Origin of the sequence: Suilimivivens sp., assembly GCF_037359455.1 — a bacterium.
Taxonomy (GTDB): domain Bacteria; phylum Bacillota; class Clostridia; order Lachnospirales; family Lachnospiraceae; genus Suilimivivens; species Suilimivivens aceti.
Window position 1 is genome coordinate 102,928 of sequence record NZ_JAXXXI010000035.1, and the last position, 20,496, is coordinate 123,423.

The 20,496-nt window shown below is 46.2% G+C and carries 19 protein-coding genes; 14 read left to right on the forward strand and 5 right to left on the reverse strand.

Translation table 11 applies throughout. The features are described from left to right. Window positions 1–19 precede the first annotated feature (19 nt). Genes pheT through WJQ40_RS05620 form a run of 5 tightly spaced genes read left to right on the forward strand, consistent with a single transcriptional unit; the run spans window position 20 to window position 5,845 of the window. Entirely contained in the window at window positions 20–2,464 is a 2,445-nt protein-coding gene (pheT, locus tag WJQ40_RS05600) for a phenylalanine--tRNA ligase subunit beta (RefSeq protein WP_337538493.1), read from the forward strand. Between the two features lie 16 nt (window positions 2,465–2,480). Beyond that, window positions 2,481–3,893, forward strand: coding sequence for an aminopeptidase (locus WJQ40_RS05605; RefSeq protein ID WP_337538495.1), 1,413 nt, complete (start codon window positions 2,481–2,483; stop codon window positions 3,891–3,893). Next, window positions 3,893–4,954 carry a tRNA preQ1(34) S-adenosylmethionine ribosyltransferase-isomerase QueA gene (gene queA, locus WJQ40_RS05610; protein ID WP_337538499.1) on the forward strand — a complete coding sequence of 354 codons (1,062 nt, stop codon included), beginning with the start codon at window positions 3,893–3,895 and terminating at the stop codon, window positions 4,952–4,954. The genes WJQ40_RS05605 and queA overlap by 1 nt, the downstream gene beginning before the upstream one ends. A gap of 40 nt (window positions 4,955–4,994) precedes the next feature. After that, entirely contained in the window at window positions 4,995–5,339 is a 345-nt protein-coding gene (locus tag WJQ40_RS05615; protein WP_337538503.1) for a PilZ domain-containing protein, read from the forward strand. Window positions 5,340–5,371: 32 nt separating this feature from the next. After that, complete coding sequence (locus tag WJQ40_RS05620; protein WP_337538505.1) at window positions 5,372–5,845, forward strand: VanZ family protein; 474 nt, start codon at window positions 5,372–5,374, stop codon at window positions 5,843–5,845. Here the strand turns inward: WJQ40_RS05620 and WJQ40_RS05625 are convergent. Continuing rightward, a complete protein-coding gene (locus tag WJQ40_RS05625; RefSeq protein WP_337538507.1) occupies window positions 5,835–6,782 on the reverse strand; it encodes a LysR family transcriptional regulator in 948 nt (315 codons plus the stop codon). The genes WJQ40_RS05620 and WJQ40_RS05625 overlap by 11 nt on opposite strands. A 152-nt stretch (window positions 6,783–6,934) precedes the next feature. Here WJQ40_RS05625 and WJQ40_RS05630 point away from each other — a divergent pair, with 152 nt between their 5' ends. The 7 genes from WJQ40_RS05630 to atpC are packed head-to-tail and all read left to right on the forward strand — an operon-like array spanning window position 6,935 to window position 13,181. After that, window positions 6,935–7,612, forward strand: a complete 678-nt coding sequence (locus WJQ40_RS05630) for a F0F1 ATP synthase subunit A (protein WP_118796848.1) — start codon at window positions 6,935–6,937, stop codon at window positions 7,610–7,612. Window positions 7,613–7,646: 34 nt separating this feature from the next. Continuing rightward, on the forward strand, window positions 7,647–7,874 hold the full coding sequence (atpE, locus tag WJQ40_RS05635) for an ATP synthase F0 subunit C (RefSeq protein ID WP_118796849.1): 228 nt from the start codon (window positions 7,647–7,649) through the stop codon (window positions 7,872–7,874). A gap of 26 nt (window positions 7,875–7,900) precedes the next feature. Beyond that, the gene (locus WJQ40_RS05640; protein ID WP_262573271.1) at window positions 7,901–8,389 is read left to right on the forward strand and encodes an ATP synthase F0 subunit B; all 489 of its coding nucleotides are present in this window, start codon (window positions 7,901–7,903) and stop codon (window positions 8,387–8,389) included. Beyond that, on the forward strand, window positions 8,376–10,394 hold the full coding sequence (gene atpA, locus WJQ40_RS05645) for a F0F1 ATP synthase subunit alpha (RefSeq protein ID WP_262573270.1): 2,019 nt from the start codon (window positions 8,376–8,378) through the stop codon (window positions 10,392–10,394). The genes WJQ40_RS05640 and atpA overlap by 14 nt, the downstream gene beginning before the upstream one ends. 1 nt (window position 10,395) lies before the next feature. After that, window positions 10,396–11,331, forward strand: a complete 936-nt coding sequence (gene atpG / locus WJQ40_RS05650) for an ATP synthase F1 subunit gamma (RefSeq protein WP_118796852.1) — start codon at window positions 10,396–10,398, stop codon at window positions 11,329–11,331. Then, entirely contained in the window at window positions 11,331–12,728 is a 1,398-nt protein-coding gene (gene atpD, locus WJQ40_RS05655; protein ID WP_262573268.1) for a F0F1 ATP synthase subunit beta, read from the forward strand. Before atpG ends, atpD begins: the two co-directional genes overlap by 1 nt. Before the next feature lie 36 nt (window positions 12,729–12,764). After that, window positions 12,765–13,181, forward strand: a complete 417-nt coding sequence (gene atpC, locus WJQ40_RS05660) for an ATP synthase F1 subunit epsilon (protein WP_337538518.1) — start codon at window positions 12,765–12,767, stop codon at window positions 13,179–13,181. A gap of 52 nt (window positions 13,182–13,233) precedes the next feature. Here atpC and WJQ40_RS05665 read toward each other — a convergent pair whose 3' ends face one another. Further along, window positions 13,234–14,334, reverse strand: a complete 1,101-nt coding sequence (locus WJQ40_RS05665) for a prephenate dehydrogenase (RefSeq protein WP_337538521.1) — start codon at window positions 14,332–14,334, stop codon at window positions 13,234–13,236. 251 nt (window positions 14,335–14,585) lie between these two features. Here WJQ40_RS05665 and WJQ40_RS05670 point away from each other — a divergent pair, with 251 nt between their 5' ends. Continuing rightward, complete coding sequence (locus WJQ40_RS05670; protein WP_337405983.1) at window positions 14,586–16,676, forward strand: elongation factor G; 2,091 nt, start codon at window positions 14,586–14,588, stop codon at window positions 16,674–16,676. Between the two features lie 170 nt (window positions 16,677–16,846). Beyond that, entirely contained in the window at window positions 16,847–19,258 is a 2,412-nt protein-coding gene (gene leuS, locus WJQ40_RS05675) for a leucine--tRNA ligase (protein ID WP_337538524.1), read from the forward strand. 60 nt (window positions 19,259–19,318) lie between these two features. Here the strand turns inward: leuS and WJQ40_RS05680 are convergent, their stop codons facing one another. The 3 genes from WJQ40_RS05680 to WJQ40_RS05690 all read right to left on the reverse strand — a co-directional run bounded on the left by WJQ40_RS05680 (window position 19,319) and on the right by WJQ40_RS05690 (window position 20,464). After that, window positions 19,319–19,588: a hypothetical protein gene (locus WJQ40_RS05680; RefSeq protein ID WP_118796857.1), complete on the reverse strand. Its 270-nt coding sequence runs from the start codon at window positions 19,586–19,588 to the stop codon at window positions 19,319–19,321. Beyond that, a complete protein-coding gene (locus tag WJQ40_RS05685) occupies window positions 19,578–20,087 on the reverse strand; it encodes a hypothetical protein (RefSeq protein WP_118796858.1) in 510 nt (169 codons plus the stop codon). Before WJQ40_RS05685 ends, WJQ40_RS05680 begins: the two co-directional genes overlap by 11 nt. A gap of 140 nt (window positions 20,088–20,227) precedes the next feature. After that, the gene (locus tag WJQ40_RS05690) at window positions 20,228–20,464 is read right to left on the reverse strand and encodes a chorion class high-cysteine HCB protein 13 (RefSeq protein WP_118796859.1); all 237 of its coding nucleotides are present in this window, start codon (window positions 20,462–20,464) and stop codon (window positions 20,228–20,230) included. Between the last annotated feature and the right edge of the window lie 32 nt (window positions 20,465–20,496).

Consider the following 20,496-nt stretch of genomic DNA (forward strand, 5'->3'; position numbering starts at 1 on the left):
GCGGGAGGAAAAAAGGATCATGATATTACCATTAAGCTGGTTGAAAGAATATGTAGATGTAGATGTAACACCGGATGAGCTGGAAAAGAAGCTGTTTGATGCCGGTTTTGAGGTAGAAGAGAAATATGAGGCAGGTAAGGATATCAGCAATATCGTTGTCGGACTGGTAGAATCCTGTGAGCCGATTCCGGATACCCACCTTCACGTATGTCAGGTAAATGCCGGTACCCATGGAACCATGCAGGTATGCTGCGGTGCAGACAATGTATGTACAGGAGGAAAATTCCCTCTTGCATTACCGGGAGCCTCTGTTTATGCAACAGCAAAGGATCACAAGACAGTAGAAGGTGTTATGACGATCAAGAATGGCAAGCTGCGTGGCTATGAATCCAACGGTATGCTGTGTTCGGGTGTGGAACTCGGACTGACAGAGGATCTGTATCCGGGAGCAGAGTATAACGGACTGCTTGTGCTGCCTGAGGATGCACAGCCTGGAGATGATGTAAAGAAGCTGACAGGACTTGATGATGTGATCTTCGATATCGCCCTGACAGCAAACAGACCGGACTGCCAGAGTATTCTCGGCATGGCAAGAGAGGTTGCTGCCATGCTTGGTAAGCCGCTTAAGATGCCTGCCTGCGATTATACTGAGACAGAGGTTAAGAAGGATGGCTTCCAGGTGACTGTGGAGGCACCGGAGCTCTGTCCTCGTTACAGTGCACACTATGTTTATAATGTAAAGATCGGGGAATCTCCGCTCTGGATGAAGAGAAGACTTGCCCTTGTCGGCATGTCCTCTATTTCCAATATCGTAGATATTACCAATTATGTATTAAAAGAGATCGGACAGCCTATGCATGCGTTTGACTGCTCTTATCTGGAGGGCAATGCGATCTGTGTCAGAAGAGCAAAAGAGGCAGAGAAGATCATTACCCTGGATGAGCAGGACTATGAGATGACACCGGATAATCTGGTGATCTGTGACGGCGTGAAGCCGGTAGCCCTTGCAGGCGTTATGGGAGGACTGAATTCTGAGATCCGTGATACAACAGAAAGCGTTATGTTCGAGTCTGCCAAGTTCGCAAGAGACAGTGTCAGAAAGACGGCAAGAAGCCTTGGCAAGAGTACGGATGCCAGTGCCCGTTACGAAAAGGGTGTGGATGAGTATTCCACTGTCCTTGGCATGAAGCGTGCCCTGCATCTGATCGAAGAGCTTGGCTGCGGTAAGGTATCCTCTACCCATGTGGATATCAACACCGGTAATTCCATAGAGCCGACAGAAATGAAGGTAAGTATTTCCAAGGTCAACGGTGTCCTTGGTATTGAAGTGCCGGAGGCAGAGATCATCCGCATTATGAAGAATCTGGATTTTGATCCAAGCGTACAGGATGATGAGCTGACCATTCATGTACCGGCATACAGAGAAGACATGCTGCCAAATGGCGAGGGGGATGTGGAACGTTATCCCGACGTGGCAGAGGAAGTGATCCGTATGTATGGCTATGACCATATCGTTCCGACCTTCCTTTCTACCGCACAGGTTACCATGGGAGGTCTAAACAGAAAGCAGAAGGGAGAGCTGGCATTAAAGAAGACGCTCTGTGCCATGGGCATTAACGAATGTATGCACTATTCGTTCTTCTCCCCGGCGGATCTGGATCTGCTTCGCCTTGGACCGGATGCTGAGGAAAGAAATGCGATCAGGCTTCTGAATCCGATCAACCAGGATCTTTCCCTGATGAGGACCACACTGGTACCTTCCATGGTCAATGCTATTGCCAGAAATGAGAAGAACGGTATCCTTGCAGGAAGACTGTTTGAAGCAGCCAAGAGGTTTATTCCAAAGAGCCTGCCGCTGACAGAATATCCGGAAGAAAAGGATACTCTCTGTATTGGTATCTTCGGCGCAGAGGAAAGCTTCTACACCATGAAGAGTATTGCTGCAACGATGGCAGAAAGCCTGGATATCACATTCACCTATGAACAGGCACAGAAAACCTTCCTCCATCCTTATCAGACGGTGAAAATTTTCTGCGAAGGGGAAGAGCTTGGATATTTTGGAAAGCTTGCTTATGATATTCAGAACGAACTGAATATGAGGACAGGCGCCTTTGTCCTGGAAATGGATCTTGAGAGACTTTCCAAATGGTATAACAAAAAGAGAGTATTTAAGGCATTATCCAGATTTCCTGAAGAAAAACGTGATCTGGCATTTGTCATGAATAAGGATATTACATTCGGCCAGGTGGAAGAATGTATTAAAAGGGCAAATAAGTATATTAAGGAGATCAGACTCTTTGACGTATATGAAGGCGGGCAGATCCCGGAGGGAAAAAAGAGTATGGCCTACACCATTACCTTTGCCCCGAAGGATGAGGCTTTGGATGCAGAAACGGTTCAGAAATTTGTAGATAAGATCTGCAGAACGTTAAAGAATGATCTGGATATTGACCTGAGAGCATAAATAAGGAGTATAAAAAATGGAACAGAAAAATGTATGGGAAACCTACAGTGAAAAACAGCTGAAGGAATTGGAAAAGCTGAATAAAGAGTACCGCGAATTCCTTTCTGACTGTAAGACAGAGAGAGAATGCGTAGATTATATTGTAAACGCAGCAGAAGCAGCAGGATATAAGGAGCTGCAGGAGATCATCAAAGAGGGCGGCAGCCTGAAAAAGGGAGATAAGGTTTATTCTGTATGGATGAACAAATCCGTTGCCCTGTTTCATATCGGTGAGGAAAAAATGGAAAAGGGCATGAATATACTTGGTGCCCATATCGATTCTCCAAGACTCGATATCAAACAGAATCCCCTTTATGAGGATGGAGGCTTTGCTTATCTTGACACCCATTATTACGGTGGTGTCAAGAAATACCAGTGGGTGACGATCCCGCTTGCCATTCATGGTGTGGTAGTAAAAAAGGATGGTACAACCATTGAACTGAATATTGGTGAGAACGAGGATGATCCGGTGTTCTTTATTTCTGATCTTCTGATCCATCTGGCACAGGAGCAGCTTGAGAAAAAGGCTGCCAAGGTGATCGAAGGGGAAGCACTGGATATCATCATCGGAAACAGGCCGCTTACCTTTAAGAAGGATGAGAAAAAAGAAGAAGGTGTCGGCAAGGATGCGGTGAAGAAGGGAATCCTTTCTATCCTGAAGGATACCTATGATATGGATGAGGAAGACTTCATTTCCGCAGAGCTTGAAGTAGTTCCTGCCGGAAAGGCAAGAGAAGCAGGTTTTGACCGCAGCATGATCTTAAGCTATGGACAGGATGACAGAGTATGTGCCTTTACCTCCCTGAAGGCCATGCTGGAGATGAAGAGTGTGAAGCGGACATCCTGCTGTCTGTTAGTAGATAAGGAAGAGATCGGCAGTGTGGGAGCTACCGGTATGCAGTCACATTTCTTCGAAAATATGGTGGCAGAGGTAATGAACCTGCTCGGTGAATATTCTGAACTGAATGTACGCAGGTGCCTTTCTTCATCCTGTATGCTTTCCTCTGATGTCAGCAGCGCTTATGATCCGTCTTACGCATCAAGCTTTGATAAGAAGAATGTAGCTTATCTTGGTGGCGGTATGGTGTTTAACAAATTTACAGGCTCCAGGGGAAAATCAGGCTCCAATGATGCCAATGCAGAATATCTGGCATATCTGCGCAGTATTTTTGCAGAAGAAAAGGTTCACTTCCAGACAGCAGAGCTTGGAAGAGTTGATCTTGGCGGCGGCGGAACAATTGCTTATATTCTGGCACTGTATGGCATGAATGTGATCGACAGCGGTGTTGCCGTTTTAAATATGCATGCGCCTTATGAAGCGACCAGCAAGGCTGATGTATACGAGACAAGAAGAGGCTACGAGGCTTTCTTAAAAGGAGCAGGAATCTGATGACAGAGGGATTAAAGACTTCTGATTTTAATTTCGAGCTTCCAAAGGAGCTGATCGCACAGGATCCGCTGGAAGACCGGAGCGCATCGAAACTTCTGATGGTGGATAAAAGGACCGGGGAATGGAAGCACGAGATCTTTCATAATATTGCAGATTATCTCCATCCGGGTGATTGTCTTGTCCTGAATAATACCAAGGTACTTCCGGCAAGACTGCTTGGTGTAAAGGAAGATACCGGGGCAGCGGTAGAGGTGCTTCTTCTAAAACGACGTGAAAATGACATCTGGGAAACTCTGGTAAAGCCGGGTAAGAAAATGAAGCCGGGGGCAAGACTTGTCTTTGGGGATGGTCTTCTGAAGGCAGAGGTTCTTGAGATCGTGGAAGAGGGAAACCGTCTGGTGCAGTTCCACTATGACGGGATCTTTGAAGAGGTGCTGGATCAGCTTGGAGAGATGCCACTGCCTCCCTATATCACACACAAGCTGCAGGATAAGAACCGCTATCAGACGGTTTATGCGAAGTATGATGGTTCTGCTGCGGCACCGACAGCAGGTCTTCATTTTACAAAGGAGCTGCTGAAGCAGATCGAAGAAAAGGGTGTAAGACTCGCTTATGTGACACTGCATGTGGGACTTGGCACATTCCGTCCCGTGAAGGCTGATAATATTCTGGAACATCATATGCATTCTGAATATTATCAGATCACCCAGGAAGCAGCGGATCTGATCAATCAGACAAAGGCAGAAGGAAAGCGTGTGATCTGTGTGGGAACCACAAGCTGCCGTACGGTAGAAAGTGCAGCAGATGAGAACGGTCATCTGGAAGAATGCTGCGGCAATACGGATATCTTTATTTATCCGGGATATCAGTTTAAGGTGCTTGACTGTCTGATCACCAATTTCCATTTGCCGGAATCGACACTTGTCATGCTTGTATCCGCACTGGCAGGAAGAGAACATGTGCTTGCAGCATATGAGGAAGCAATCCGTCAAAAATATCGGTTTTTTTCCTTTGGAGATGCCTGCTTTTTTACAGACAGCTTTACAAAAGATGAAGATTAGTTTATGATAGGCAGTAAGTGATAGTTGTGGGAGGATCCTTATGGAAGAAAGAAGAAAATGTAACCGGATGAAGCTGATTTCTCAGATCGTTATCAAAAGGATTGATGAAGAGAAACCGGATGAATTAGTAGAAATCAATATTCTGGATGTATCAAGGACAGGGATCGGATTTGCCTGCAGCAAAGCACTGGAGATTGGTGCTATATATGAGGCATACTTAAGAATATGGACACAGGAAGTGCTCCATGCCTTTATCGAAATTGTAAGAATTGAAAAGAAAGAACAGGGATTCTCCTATGGTGGTATTTTTATTGGAATGCCTGCTGTAGATGGTGCAAGAATAGAGGTATACAATACAGTGGAAACCCTGGGTAAGAATAATTAACCATGACCGTTAATAAAAAATGGAAGATCGGAATGACAGCAGTACTTATCGTACTGCTGTTTCTGATATATGTGATGATTTTTAATTTTTCAGCGGAGAACGCGACTGCCTCTTCCGGCGTCAGCCAGAAGGTGACGAGGTGGCTTTTGCGGATCTATTACAAGCTGCAGGGAAATACGGGGGGTCTGACCGTGGTGATCCCGGCAGGAGAAGTAGACGAGGCAGAAGCAGTGATACGGAAGCTGGCGCATTTTACAGAATATATGTTGGTAGGCCTGATTTCCCTGTGGATATGGCTGCTGTGGAAAGCTAAGAGGCTGCGCTGCGGTGCATTCGTACTGGTACAGCTTGTGATCTCTGCTTCACTGGATGAGTTTCACCAGTATTTCGTGCCAGGCAGATATGCCAGTATCAGAGATGTACTGATCGATACGGCTGGCGGTCTGACCGGGATGCTGCTTGTCTTTCTTATCAGCCTGTGTATCAGAAAAAGCACTAAAAGCTGATGCCGCTGTCTGTGGAATAGGAGAACAGGGGATCGGTAGCCGATCCCTTTAACATATCAATGAGGATCTGAGCCGGAGTATTCTGCGGGTGCAGAGGGTTACGGATCAGACAGATCTGTCTTTTGGGTACAAAAAAGTCTGTTTTCAACTGGATAATTCCATAATTAATTAAATAGTGACGTGCAAACTTATAGGGGACAAGACCTATGCCCAGATTGTGGACGGTGGCAGGAGCAATCAGGTCATTGGAATTGAGCTCGATATTAGGACTGAGCTCAAAGCCATGCTCCTCAAACAAAGAATCCCAGAATCTGCGGCTCGCGGTGCCATGTTCCATGGAAATGATCGGGAAGGAAAGAATATCTTCCATGGAAAGCTGCTTGTCTTCCAGATAGGAATAACGGCTGCCGGCGATCAGTATATCCTGAAAATCAGAGACAGGTGTGATCTCAAAATCACTGAAGCTTTCAAGGGGTGTGATACTCAGGGCGAAATCGACTGTTTCGTCATTCAGAGAGGTGATCATAGCAGGGAAAGAGTGCGCGTGGATCTGCAGTCTTACATTGGGAAAGCGGTGCTGAAAGCGTTCCAGAAAGGGAAGCAGGAAATATCGCATAGTCAGCTCAGTGGCACTGATCGTGATTTTTCCATTCTGATTTGTGGTACACTCTCGGATGATTTCCTGAGCCTGTCCCATCTGCTGGCAGGGGTGGCTGATCTGCCGGAAAAGACGCTGGCCTTCTTCTGTCATGGATACACCCTTCTGTGAACGTACAAACAGCTGACAGCCAAGGGCAGCTTCCAGGTTCTGGATATACTTTGTTACGGTAGGCTGCGTCAGACAGAGATGACTGGCAGCAAGCGTGATGCTATGGCTTCTTGCCACTTCATAAAATACTTTATAGTAGTCAAAACTGATCTCCATAAGATTCTGCATAATAGATCTCCTGTTTACCTTTGATAAAATATTTTTTTATTATAATACAGTTCATTCAAAATATCTATGGATATTACAAAAAAAGTGAATTATGGAATTATATTTTTCTGTATTATAATGGCACTGAACTAAAAAAGAAAGGAAGTGCGAAGATGGGTAATTTGGGTGAAGCACTCAGGGAAGAGCTGAACTGTGAAAGTGCTTTTACGATCGGTGGGATCGGTATTTCCGAATCTGTAGTTGTCACCTGGATCATAATGGCGGCAGTACTTGTCCTGTCATTGCTCCTGACAAGAAAGCTTAAGGTGGAGCATCCAAGCAGAAGGCAGCTTCTTCTGGAACAGGCCGTCACCTCACTGGAGGGTATCACCGAAGGGATCCTAGGATCTGAGGGAAAGCAGTATGCGGCATACCTGGCATCCGTACTGATGTATCTCGGTATTGCAAACCTGATCGGTATTTTTGGTTTTAAACCGCCGACGAAGGATATGAATGTGACAGCAGCGCTTGCGCTCATGAGTATTATCCTCATAGAGTATGCTGGCATTCACAGAAAGGGTGTAAAACGCTGGTTTAAGAGCTTTGCAGAGCCGATCGCATTGATCGCACCGATCAATGTTCTTGAACTGGTCATCAAACCGCTGTCGCTCTGTATGCGGCTGTTTGGAAATGTTCTTGGCGCATTTGTCATTATGGAACTGATCGAATACATAGTACCGGTTGGTGTGCCGGTAGTATTCAGTATGTATTTTGATATTTTTGACGGACTGATACAGGCATATGTATTTGTATTCCTGACAGGTCTGTTCATGAAGGAAGCAATGGAATAAAGAAAGAGTAAAGTAAAGAAGAGGAGAAAAGATTATGAACACAACACTTATTGCAATTGGTGCAGGTATCGCAGTTTTGACCGGTATAGGTGCCGGCGTTGGTATTGGTATAGCAACCTCAAAAGCAACAGAGGCAGTTGCAAGACAGCCTGAAGCAGAGGGTAAGATCACAAAGCTTCTTCTGCTTGGTTCAGCACTTGCAGAGGCAACAGCTATTTATGGCTTTGTTATCGGTCTTTTGATCATTATTCTGCTTAGCTGATCAGACAGGAAAGGAATGAAAAGCATATGTTAAGACTAGATATCAATCTGCTTTTTACCATAATCAACTTACTGATCTGGTATCTTCTGATTAAGAAATTCCTTTTTAAGCCGGTGAATAATATCATCGCCAAAAGAGAAGAGGCGATTGAAGGCCGTTACAAGGAAGCAGAGCAGGAGAAGCTTGAGGCGGGACAGCAGAAGGAAAAATATGAAGCACTGCAAAGCGGCATCCAGGATGAAAAAGCTCAGGTGATGAAGAAAGCACAGGAAGATGCGAGGGCAGCTTACCAGCAGATCGTGGAAGAAGCAAACAGGAAAGCCGGGCAGATCATTGAGGATTCCCAAAAAACTGCTGAGCTGGAGCATAGCAAAATGGTCAGCCGTGCAGAAAAGGAAATCCGTTCCCTGCTATTCTCAGCTGCGTCAGAGGGAATGCAGAAGGAAGAAGATAACAGTGAACTATATGACAAATTTTTGACAAAAGCAGGTGAGAGTGAGCATGCAGAATCTTAATATTTATCTGGAAAAAATGATAGGTGAGCAGATTGCAGACCGGGATATAGATGAGGCACTTGACCTGCTGCAGATCGTACCGGAGATCCAGAAGCAGCTGGATGATCCGACTGCCTCACCTGAAAATAAAGAAAAAATCATCCAGAAGATCTTCCCGCTGCAGATCAGAGGACTTTTAAAGCTTCTGGCTGCCCATTGTCAGGTTTCTGAGCTTGAAATGCTGAAGGAGGAGTATCATACTCTGTCAGCAGAAGAAAAGCAGCCGCTTGACTGTGTCCTTGAATATGTAACAGAGCCAAGTGACAGACAGCTTAAAGGCATTGTCAGCTTTTTGGAGGAAAAATACCCGGGAAGAGTCCTGAACCTGACCAGAAAGCAGAATGAAAATCTGGGAAGCGGATTTATCCTTCGGGCCGGAAGCCAGGAATACGACTGGAGTACAAAGGGCCGGGAAGCACTTCTGAAAAAAAAGATTGATTCCATGGAGCTGTCCGGAAAAGATTCTCTTTTGGTTCAGAAGGGAATTATCAGTATTCTTAGGGACAGCCTTGAAAATATTGATGTATCCGGAAATGAAGTAGGTATTGTCAACAGTGTTGGTGACGGGATCGTCTATGTGGATGGAATTGACCATGCCATGTATGGAGAGGTTGTGATCTTCGAAAATGGACAGAAGGCCATGGTGCAGGATATCAGGGAAGACGAGGTCGGCTGTATCCTGTTTGATGATGAGGAAGAAATAGAAGAAGGCACAAAGGCTGTACGAAGCGGCCGTATGGCAGGAATTCCGGTAGGAGATGAATTTATCGGAAGAGTTGTGAATGCTCTCGGAGCCCCGATTGATGGCAAGGGAGAGATCAGTGCCTCGGATTACAGACCGATCGAGCAGCCTGCGCCCGGTATTGTTGACAGAAAGTCTGTGGATACACCGCTTGAGACCGGTATTCTTTCCATCGATTCCATGTTCCCGATCGGACGTGGACAGAGAGAACTGATCATCGGAGACAGACAGACAGGAAAAACCTCAATCGCAGTGGATACGATCCTGAACCAGAAGGGAAAAAATGTGATCTGTATTTATGTGGCGATCGGACAGAAGGCATCTACGGTTTCCAAGCTGGTACATACACTGGAAAAGCATGGGGCGATGGAATATACGATCGTGGTATCTTCTACAGCCAGTGATCCGGCACCGCTCCAGTATATTGCGCCCTATTCAGGAACTGCACTGGCTGAGTATTTCATGTACAGAGGGCAGGATGTGCTGATCGTTTATGATGATCTTTCCAAGCATGCCGTTGCTTATCGTGCACTTTCCCTGCTGCTTGAGAGATCCCCCGGACGTGAGGCTTATCCCGGTGACGTCTTTTATCTGCATTCAAGACTTCTGGAGAGATCCAGCAAGCTCAGCGATACCATGGGAGGCGGTTCCATTACGGCGCTGCCGATCATTGAAACACAGGCAGGTGATGTATCAGCCTATATCCCGACCAACGTGATTTCCATTACAGACGGACAGATCTTTCTCGAAAGTGATCTGTTTTTCTCGGGAATGCGTCCAGCTGTCAATGTAGGTCTTTCTGTATCCCGTGTAGGTGGTGCAGCACAGACCAAGGCCATGAAAAAGGCGGCAGGAAGCATCCGTATTGATCTTGCCCAGTACCGTGAAATGGAAGTCTTTACCCAGTTCAGCTCAGATCTGGATGCTGTTACCATGCAGCAGCTGCAATATGGAAAAGGGCTGATGGAGCTGTTAAAGCAGCCGCTGGAGCATCCGATGTCACTGCATGAACAGGTGATCACCCTGTGCAGTGCAACGAATAAGCTGTTTTTGGACATTCCGGTTCCGAAGCTGAAGGAATTTCAGGGAAATATGCTCACCTATATGGATGAAAAGCATCCAGAGATCGGAAATGAGATTGAACAGATGAAAACGCTGAGCGATGATCTGATAAAGAGGATTGTTTCAGCTGTGAAGGAATATAAAAGTCAGGTGGTGAGCTGACATGGCGGGCTTAAGAGAAATTCAGAGCCGGATCAGAAGCATAGAGGATACCCGTAAGATCACGGGAGCCATGTACATGATCTCATCCACGAAATTGAAAAAAGCAAAAAGAGATCTGGAAAGGACAGAGCCATATTTCTATATGCTGCAGTCCACCATTGAGCGTATCATGCGGCACCTGCCGGAAATGGAGCATCCCTACTTTGAAGACTCTTCCAGAAAATGTACTAGGATCGGGCTGCTTGTGATCACCGGAGACAAGGGACTGGCTGGAGCCTATAACCACAATATACTGAAGCTGGCACAGCAGTTTCTGGATCAGTCAGAAAAGCAGATCAGTCTTTTTGTGGTGGGTGAGCTTGGGAGGCAGTATTTTGCCGGAAAGCATATTCCCATTGCAGAGAATTTTACCTATACGGTACAGGATCCTACCTTTGACAGAGCCAGATGGATCAGCGAGATCCTGAGAGAAAAGTATATGGCGGGAGAGATCGAAGAGCTGCATGTGATCTATACCCGTATGGAAAACAGCATGCTGTGTCAGGCAGAGGATAAACGGCTGCTGCCCCTGTCAGGAAAGCAGCTTCCTCAGCCGCCGACAGATGTCTATCAGGAAGAGTTTATGCTGGAACCTTCAGCAAAGGACGCAGTGGATATGATCGTACCCAATTATCTTGCCGGCTTTATTTATGGAGCACTGGTAGAAGCCTTCTGCAGCGAGCAGAATGACAGGATGATGGCAATGGAAGCTGCTACAGATAATGCAGATAAGCTGCTGCATGATCTGAACATCATGTATAACCGGGCAAGGCAGGCACAGATCACGCAGGAGATCACAGAGGTTTCAAGCGGTGCGCGGGCACAGCGTAAGAAGAGAGAAGCGAAAAAGAAAAGGGCTGCGAGGCTGCAGCAAAGAATAAAAGAGGTGAATGTGTGATGGAAAAAGGAAAAATCATACAGATATCGGGACCTGTAGTTGATGTACAGTTTGAAAAGGGACCGCTCCCCCATATTAAAGAGGCACTGACAGTAGAAAATCAGGGAAAAAAATGTGTCATGGAGGTGGCGAAGCAGCTTGGCAATAATGTGATACGGTGTATCATGCTGTCAGCCAGTGAAGGACTTTGCAGAGACATGGAGGTAACCCCAACAGGAGCCGGAATTACGGTTCCGGTGGGAGAAAAAACGCTGGGAAGGCTGTTCAATGTCCTTGGAGAAGCCATAGACGGAGGAGATGCGGTTACGGACAGTGAAAAATGGTGTATCCACAGAAAACCGCCAACCTTCGAGGAACAGAGTCCTGTGGTTGAAATACTGGAGACCGGGATCAAGGTCATCGATCTGCTTGCTCCCTATGCAAAGGGCGGCAAGATCGGATTGTTTGGCGGTGCCGGTGTAGGAAAGACTGTCCTGATCCAGGAGCTGATCCGGAATATTGCAACAGAGCATGGCGGATATTCTATTTTTACCGGTGTTGGTGAACGTTCCAGGGAAGGAAATGATCTGTGGACAGAAATGAAGGCATCTGGAGTCCTGGAAAAGACAGCCCTGGTATTCGGACAGATGAATGAGCCCCCCGGAGCCCGTATGAGGGTAGCGGAAACAGGTCTGACCATGGCGGAGTATTTCCGTGACGAAATGAATCAGAATGTACTTTTGTTCATAGATAATATTTTTCGTTATGTACAGGCTGGAAGCGAGGTGTCTGCACTGCTTGGACGTATGCCGTCAGCAGTAGGCTATCAGCCCACACTGGCTACTGAAATGGGAGAGCTTCAGGAGAGGATCGCTTCTACAAGAAAGGGATCAGTTACCTCTGTGCAGGCAGTTTATGTGCCGGCAGATGATCTGACTGACCCGGCACCGGCAACCACCTTTGCCCATCTGGATGCAACTACCGTCCTGTCCAGAAAGATCGTGGAACAGGGAATTTATCCTGCGGTAGATCCGCTGGAATCTTCATCCCGTATATTGGAAGTAGATGTGGTAGGACAGGAGCATTACGAGACAGCAAGAAGGGTACAGGAGATGCTCCAGAAATATAAGGAGCTGCAGGATATCATTGCCATTCTTGGTATGGAGGAGCTGTCTGAGGAGGATAAGCTGACCGTAAGCCGTGCAAGAAAGATCCAGAGATTTCTTTCACAGCCCTTCCATGTGGCTGAGAACTTTACTGGTATTCCCGGAAAGTATGTACCGCTTAAGGATACGATCCGTGGTTTCCAGGCGATCATTAACGGAGAAGCAGATGCTTATCCGGAAGCAGCATTCTTTAATGTCGGAACGATCGAGGATGTGGCAGAAAAGGCGAAGGCAATGGAAGGTAGTGTATAGGCAGAGGCTGGCAGACGGTCTTGAAAGGAGCTTATGATGTCAGATTTTTATTTGAAAATGATCTCCAGTAATGGAGTCTTTTATGAAGGACTCTGTAATTCATTGATCATTCCGGCACCAGATGGAGAAAGGGCTGTTATGGCACACCATGAAGAGCTTATGATCGCTGTGACAGAAGGGGAAGCCAGATTCCGGAAGAAAGAGGGAGAGGCTTTTACCAGTGTGGTAGTAGGACGTGGCTATTGCCAGGTAGCCAATAACAGAGTTGTGCTTTTGACAGACACGATAGAAAGACCGGAGGATATTGATGAAAACCGGGCAAGAGAAGCGCTGGAAAGAGCAAATGAACGGCTGCGCCAGAATCAGAGCATCCGGGAGTATCATATGACGCGGGCGGCCATGGCAAGAGCACTTGCAAGGATCAGGGAATCGGAAAAATTTGCAGGACATTAAAGCTGGGAATCATAAAGAAAATGCAGGCTGTCTGGCCTGCATTTTGTTATATTTATTTTTCGTGGATGGGGTAGCCGCTTTCAGAGAGGATAGCGGCTGCCTTTTCTATGCTTTCTTCAGCATAAAATTCAATATTCAGGGCACCCTCCTGCTGTTCTCTGTTGTGGAGGATACCAATATTCTTGATACTGATATTATGATCGGCCAGAATGGCAGCAACATTTGCGATGGAACCGGTTCTGTCGGCAATATCAATGCTGAGGGTATAAGAGGTTTTGATAGGACCGCTGGAAGCATTGATGAAGGAATCCCGGTATTCTCTGGCACTGCGGAAAAAATCATAGATCCGTTCACCGTCTGCAGCGGAAATCTCCGTGCGGATCGCAGAAAGGGCTTCCATATAATGGTCAAGCAGAGTAAGGATATTATCCCTGTTAGTCAGGCAGATCTGCTGCCACATATCAGAAGAAGAGGAAGCGATCCTTGTGATGTCCTTAAACCCCCCGGCAGCGATCATTTTCATCAGTCCTTCACTACCGTCCTCTTCCTTTACCAGATTGACAAGGGAAGCAGCGATCACATGAGGCAGATGGCTGATGGCAGCGGTGATGTAGTCATGCTTTTCACAGGTGATCACAAGAGGGATGGCCTTCAGGGAGGTGACAAGCTCCCTGTATTTTTCGACCCATTCCTTCCTTACGGAAGCGGTAGGGGTGAGGATATAGTAGGCATTCTGCAGAAGAAGTGCCTTGGAGTTGGCAAAGCCTGTCCGTTCACTGCCAGCCATGGGGTGGCCTCCGATAAACTGATCCTCCAGAGAAAGCTCTTTAATATGCCTGTGGATATCGGATTTGACACTGCCGACATCGGTAAGCAGACAATCCTTTGAGAGGTATGCTTTAAGAGCCAGAAGGTTTTCGTCATTAAAGGATACCGGTGCGCATAAGAAAATATAGTCACAGGAAGAAAATTCACTGCTGATACTGGAAAGCTCCAGATCAAGGATACCTTCTGAAACAGCAAGTGCAGTTGCTTCCCGGTTGACATCATAACCGATCAGCCGGTAATCCGGGTGATACTGCCGAAGGGCCCTTGCGATTGAACCGCCGATCAGGCCAAGACCGATAAAGCCACAGGTAATCTGATGTTCCATGATGATTTTTCTTCCTTTCCGGGTACAAAATACTAAGGGTAATATAGCACTTTAAAGCACGAAATTCAACTGGAATGTATAAGAGATGGAAAATACTATGAACAATGCTGACGTGTGTACTTAATTAACAAAAAGTATTGAAAAATTCAGATTATTTTAGTAAAATGTACTCATGGGTTTTCCTGGAGAAAAGGATTTTAAATTCAAATTTTGTTAAAATGCCCAAAATAACAGAAAACGGAGGAAACAATATGAATATTTACACTACTGACAAGATTCGTAATGTCGTTCTGCTGGGACATGGCGGCAGCGGCAAGACCAGTCTGGTTGAGGCTATGGCATATCTGTCAGGTATTACTTCCCGCCTTGGAAAGGTAGATGACGGAAATACAGTGAGCGATTTTGGCAAGGAAGAGCAGAAACGTAAAATTTCAGTGAGTACTTCCGTGATCCCGATCGAATGGGCTGGAAATAAGATCAATATCATTGATACACCTGGCTTTTTTGATTTCGCAGGCGAAGTGGAAGAGGGCATCAGTGCTGCCGGAGCAGCGATTATTGTAGTTAATGGTAAGGCCGGTGTGGAGGTCGGTACGAAGAAGGCATGGGATCTCTGCGAGAAGTACAAACTGCCCCGCATGATCTACGTCAGCAATATGGATGTGGATAATGCATCCTTCCGTCAGGTAGTAGAAGATATGACCGCCATGTTTGGCAAGAAAATGGCTCCCTTCCATCTGCCTATCCGTGAGAATGAGAAATTTGTCGGCTACATCAATGTCATTACAGAGACAGGTAACCGCTGGCAGGGTAAGGAGGTTACAGAATGCGAGGTGCCGGATTACAATAAGCCAAATCTCCAGATCTGCAGAGATACCCTGATGGAATCTGTGGCAGAAACCAGTGAAGATATGATGGAGCGTTATTTTAACGGAGAGATATTTTCAGAGGCGGAGATCAGGGCAGCACTTCGGACCAATGTCTGTGATGGCAGTATCGTCCCCATGACAATGGGTTCCAACACACTGTGTCAGGGTATGTATACACTGCTTGACGATATCATCAAGTACTTCCCGAGTCCGGAGAACAGGGTAGTAGCAGGTATCAATATGAAGACCAGTGATATTTATCATGCGGACTATGATTTCTCCAAGGCCAAATCTGCTTATATCTGGAAGACGATCGTAGATCCCTTCATTGGAAAGTATTCTCTGATCAAGGTGAACTCCGGTGTATTAAAGGCAGATGATATGATCTACAATGTTGATAAGGATATTGAAGAAAAGATCAGCAAGCTGTATGTAATGCAGGGAAGCAGGGCGATTGAGATCAAAGAGCTTCATGCGGGGGATATCGGAGCACTTGCCAAGCTGACAGCAGCAAGAACCGGTGACAGTCTATCCACTAAGGCTACGACAATCAAGTATGGTAAATGGGAGCTGCCGGTACCTTATACATATATGAGATATAAGCCTAAGAATAAAGGTGATGTTGATAAGATTTCCCAGGCTCTTCAGAAGATTTCCCATGAAGACCTGACCATGCGCTATGTCAATGATGCAGAAAATAAGCAGATGCTCCTGTATGGAATGGGTGATCTTCATCTGGAGGTGATCGCAAGCAAGCTTCTGAATGAATATAAGGTTGAGATTGAACTGAGCAGGCCTAAGGTAGCCTTCCGTGAGACCATTAAGAAAACCTCTGATGTGGAATATAAGTATAAGAAGCAGTCCGGCGGTCATGGACAGTATGGTCACGTAAAGATGCGTTTTGGCCCTTCCGGTGATCTGGAAAAGCCTTATGTATTTGAACAGGAGGTTGTAGGCGGCGCCGTGCCGAAGAACTACTTCCCGGCTGTAGAAAAGGGTATCCAGGAAGCAACTGTGAAGGGACCTCTGGCAGCCTATCCGGTTGTTGGAGTAAAGGCGGTTCTTTACGATGGATCCTATCATCCGGTTGATTCTTCAGAAATGGCATTCAAGACTGCAGCAAAACAGGCATTTAAGAAGGGCTTTATGGAAGCTGGGCCGATCCTCTTAGAGCCGATCATGTCACTTAAGGTTACTGTACCGGATTCCTATACCGGAGATGTTATGGGAGATCTGAATAAGAGAAGAGGAAGAGTGCTTGGCATGAATCCGGTAGCCGGAGGAAGTCAGGAGATCCTGGCAGATGTTCCGATGATGGGACTGTTTGGATATTGTACGGATCTTCGTTCCATGACGGGAGGAAGAGGAGATTATTCCTATGAATTTGCCCGTTATGAACAGACACCCTCTGATATTCAGGAGAAGGAAGTAGCAGCGAGAGCTGCCAAGGTAGCAGAAGGAAATGAAGAATAAAAGACGGATGTCTTTTTAGAGAAGGAAAAGAGGACACATATGGGGGTATGTGACCCTGAAGAAACGGTGCTGCGCACAGGCGCAGTGCCGTTTCTTTTTCTTGACAATGCTCTTAAGAGTAGGTAAAATTGTGATTGGTTTATTATGCCATGATGAGAGGAGAGTTTACAATGGCTGAATTATATAATCACAGGGAAGTAGAGACCAAATGGCAGAAGGTCTGGGACGATGAAAAGGCTTTCAAGACATCAGATGACTTTACCAAACCGAAATACTATGCACTGGTTGAGTTCCCTTATCCTTCAGGACAGGGACTTCATGTAGGACACCCAAGACCGTATACGGCACTGGACATCGTAGCCAGAAAGAGGAGAATGCAGGGCTACAACGTTCTGTATCCCATGGGCTGGGATGCATTCGGACTTCCTACCGAGAACTATGCGATCAAGAATCATATCCATCCAAGGATTGTTACCGAGAATAATGTGAAGAGATTTAAGAGCCAGTTACATTCCCTTGGCTATTCCTTTGACTGGGATCGTGAGATCAATACGACTGACGTTAAATATTATAAATGGACACAGTGGATCTTCTTAAAGCTGTTCAAGGCCGGACTTGCCTATAAGGCAGAGATGCCGATCAACTGGTGTACCTCCTGTAAGGTCGGACTTGCCAATGAAGAGGTAGTCAATGGTGTCTGTGAGAGGTGCGGAAGCGAGGTTATCCGTAAGGTAAAGAGCCAGTGGATGCTGAAGATCACTGCTTATGCAGACAAGCTGATCGAGGGACTGGATACGGTAGATTATATTGAAAGAGTCAAGGTTTCCCAGAAGAACTGGATCGGTAAGTCAACCGGTGCGGAAGTAGACTTTGCTGTTAAGGGCAAGGATGAGAAGCTGACAGTTTATACCACAAGACCGGATACCCTTTTTGGTGTAACCTACATGGTCATCAGCCCGGAGCATCCGATGATCGATAAGTATAAGGATGATCTGAAGAACTATGATGAGGTCGTTGCCTATAGAGAGCAGGCAGCGAAAAAATCTGATTTTGAGCGTACAGAGCTTGCCAAGGACAAGACTGGTGTCATGCTGGATGGCCTGACAGCGATCGACCCTGTGAATGACAAGGAAATTCCGATCTGGGTTTCTGATTATGTACTGATGAGCTATGGTACCGGTGCCATCATGGCTGTACCTGCCCATGACGAAAGAGACTGGGAGTTTGCAAAGAAGTTCAATATGCCGATCATCGAGGTCGTAGCAGGAAGTCCTGTTGATGTCAATGAGGCTGTTTATACAGATGTAGCAACAGGAACACTGGTGAATTCAGGATTCCTTGATGGATTATCCGTTGCGGATGCCAAGGAGAAGATCATCGAGTTCATGACCGAAAAGGGAATTGGACATGCAAAGACCAATTATAAGCTGAGAGACTGGGTATTCTCCAGACAGCGTTATTGGGGAGAGCCGATCCCGATCGTACACTGCGATAAGTGCGGCTATGTAGCGCTGCCGGAAAGTGAGCTTCCACTGGAGCTTCCGGATGTGGAAAGCTATATGCCGACAGATAATGGCGAATCACCTCTTGCAGCCATGACGGAGTGGGTAAATACTACATGTCCCTGCTGTGGAGGTCCTGCCAAGAGAGAAACAGATACCATGCCTCAGTGGGCCGGATCATCCTGGTATTTCCTGCGCTATACTGATCCGCACAATGATAAAGAACTGGCAAGCCAGGAAGCACTGAAATACTGGATGCCTGTTGACTGGTACAATGGCGGTATGGAGCATACCACGCTGCATCTTCTGTACTCCAGATTCTGGCACAGATTCCTTTATGATGAGGGAGTTGTTCCCTGCCCGGAACCGTATCAGAAGAGAACCTCCCACGGCATGATCCTTGGATCTAACGGAGAAAAGATGAGCAAGTCCAGAGGCAATGTTGTCAATCCGGACGATATTGTACGAGACTATGGTGCTGACACCTTACGTACTTATGAAATGTTTATCGGAGCCTTTGACTTAAGCGCATCCTGGTCAGAGGATGGTGTGAAGGGCTGCAGAAGATTCCTTGAAAGAGTATGGAAGCTGCAGGATATCCTGACAGAGGAGGATGGTTACTCTGCTGATATGGAAGTAAAGCTGCACCAGACCATTAAGAAGGTCAGCAGCGACTTTGAAAACCTGAAGTATAATACAGCGATCGCAGCCATGATGGCACTGATCAATGAATTCTATAAGAAGAATTCCGTAACAAAGGGTGAATACAGGACACTGCTTACACTGCTGAATCCGGTTGCTCCCCATATCACAGAGGAACTGTGGCAGAGAGCAGGATTTGACGGAAGAGTTTATCAGACAGTATGGCCCGAGTTTGATGAAGAGAAAACAAAGGAAGCTACAGTAGAGATCGCTGTCCAGATCAATGGTAAGACAAGAGCGACTCTGGCGATCCAGAAGGATGACCAGAAGGATACTGTCATTGAGAATGCGAAGAAGGTGATCGCTGATAAGCTGACCGGAAGCATTGTAAAAGAAATCTATGTACCGGGAAGAATTGTAAATATTGTTATGAAATAAATGTCAGGGACTGCAGAATGATGCTATATCAGTCTGCAGTCCCCTTTTTTGCACGCAGGATCAGGAGCGCGCCCGCATGGAAAGAATCTTATCCATTTTGGACAGCTCTTCTGGTGTGGCGTGCTTCTTTAGCACAGCGGCGATAGTGCTGATTTCCTCATCTGAGAACGTGACCTTCTTTTCCTGTCCCCGTCGGGCTACTGCCATTAAAAATGGGAGGAGCTGCTCTTTACGCAGATTACTGCTTTCAAAAACCAGCGCCTGAAGGAATTCCAGCTTATAGGGATCGATATTTTGCAGGGATTCATCCTGCATCCATTCATTTGTCATTATGGTTACCTCCAAACATCTGAAATATTTCCTGCTGCTCAGGAGTGAGCATATTGATTAGTAACGACATGATATCCGGTGAAGAGCCTGAAGAAGGATCACCAGATGAAAACAGATCAGACATATCAGCAAATCCGGGGATCATATCTTTCATGGTTTCCATCGTTTTTGAAAATTCCCGGTACATTTCCATGCTTTGGAAAAGGCTGCAGAGCTGCTCAATCTGTTTCTTTTCCTTTTCATCACAGTACGGAAGAAGCTCTTTACAGAGAGAGGGAAGATCACGGGAAGCGTCCGGTCCAGTGCAGCCGCAGAGAGGATGAGGATTCTGGTTGTAATAATGGATCGTATATTGCAGCTCAAGAAATTTAATATAAACAGCCATGGATTTCTGAGCCTGATAGTCCAGACAGGAAAGAAGGATCTTAAGCATGGCAATATGATTTGTGCTGAATAATGTGTCAAATGCCATTACCTTGTTCCCATCCTGCTGCTCCATGGAATCCTCCTTTCAATGCCTGACGGATGAAGCTGTTTTCTCTGCTATCTTAAATGTATGAGCTGACTACCGGTCCTATGCAGAAAAGTAGGCCCTTTTCAGGACCTACCTTCAGAAATGATGAAAAGAATCAGAAGCTGTTAGTTGCATCCGCAGCTGTTGCCGCCACAGCAGCCAAGAAGTAAGAGAATGATCAGAATACTTTCACATCCGCAGCCGTTGCCAGAGTTAAAAAGACTGTTATTACCACAGCCGTTGCCACATCCGCCACACAGGCACAGTAAGATGATGATCCAGGTCATGGTGCTGCATCCACATCCGGAATTAGAAGATGTATTGGATGTGCATCCACATCCGGTAGCTGTTAAATCACTCATGGTATTGCCTCCAAAAGGGTTTGTTGTTTTAT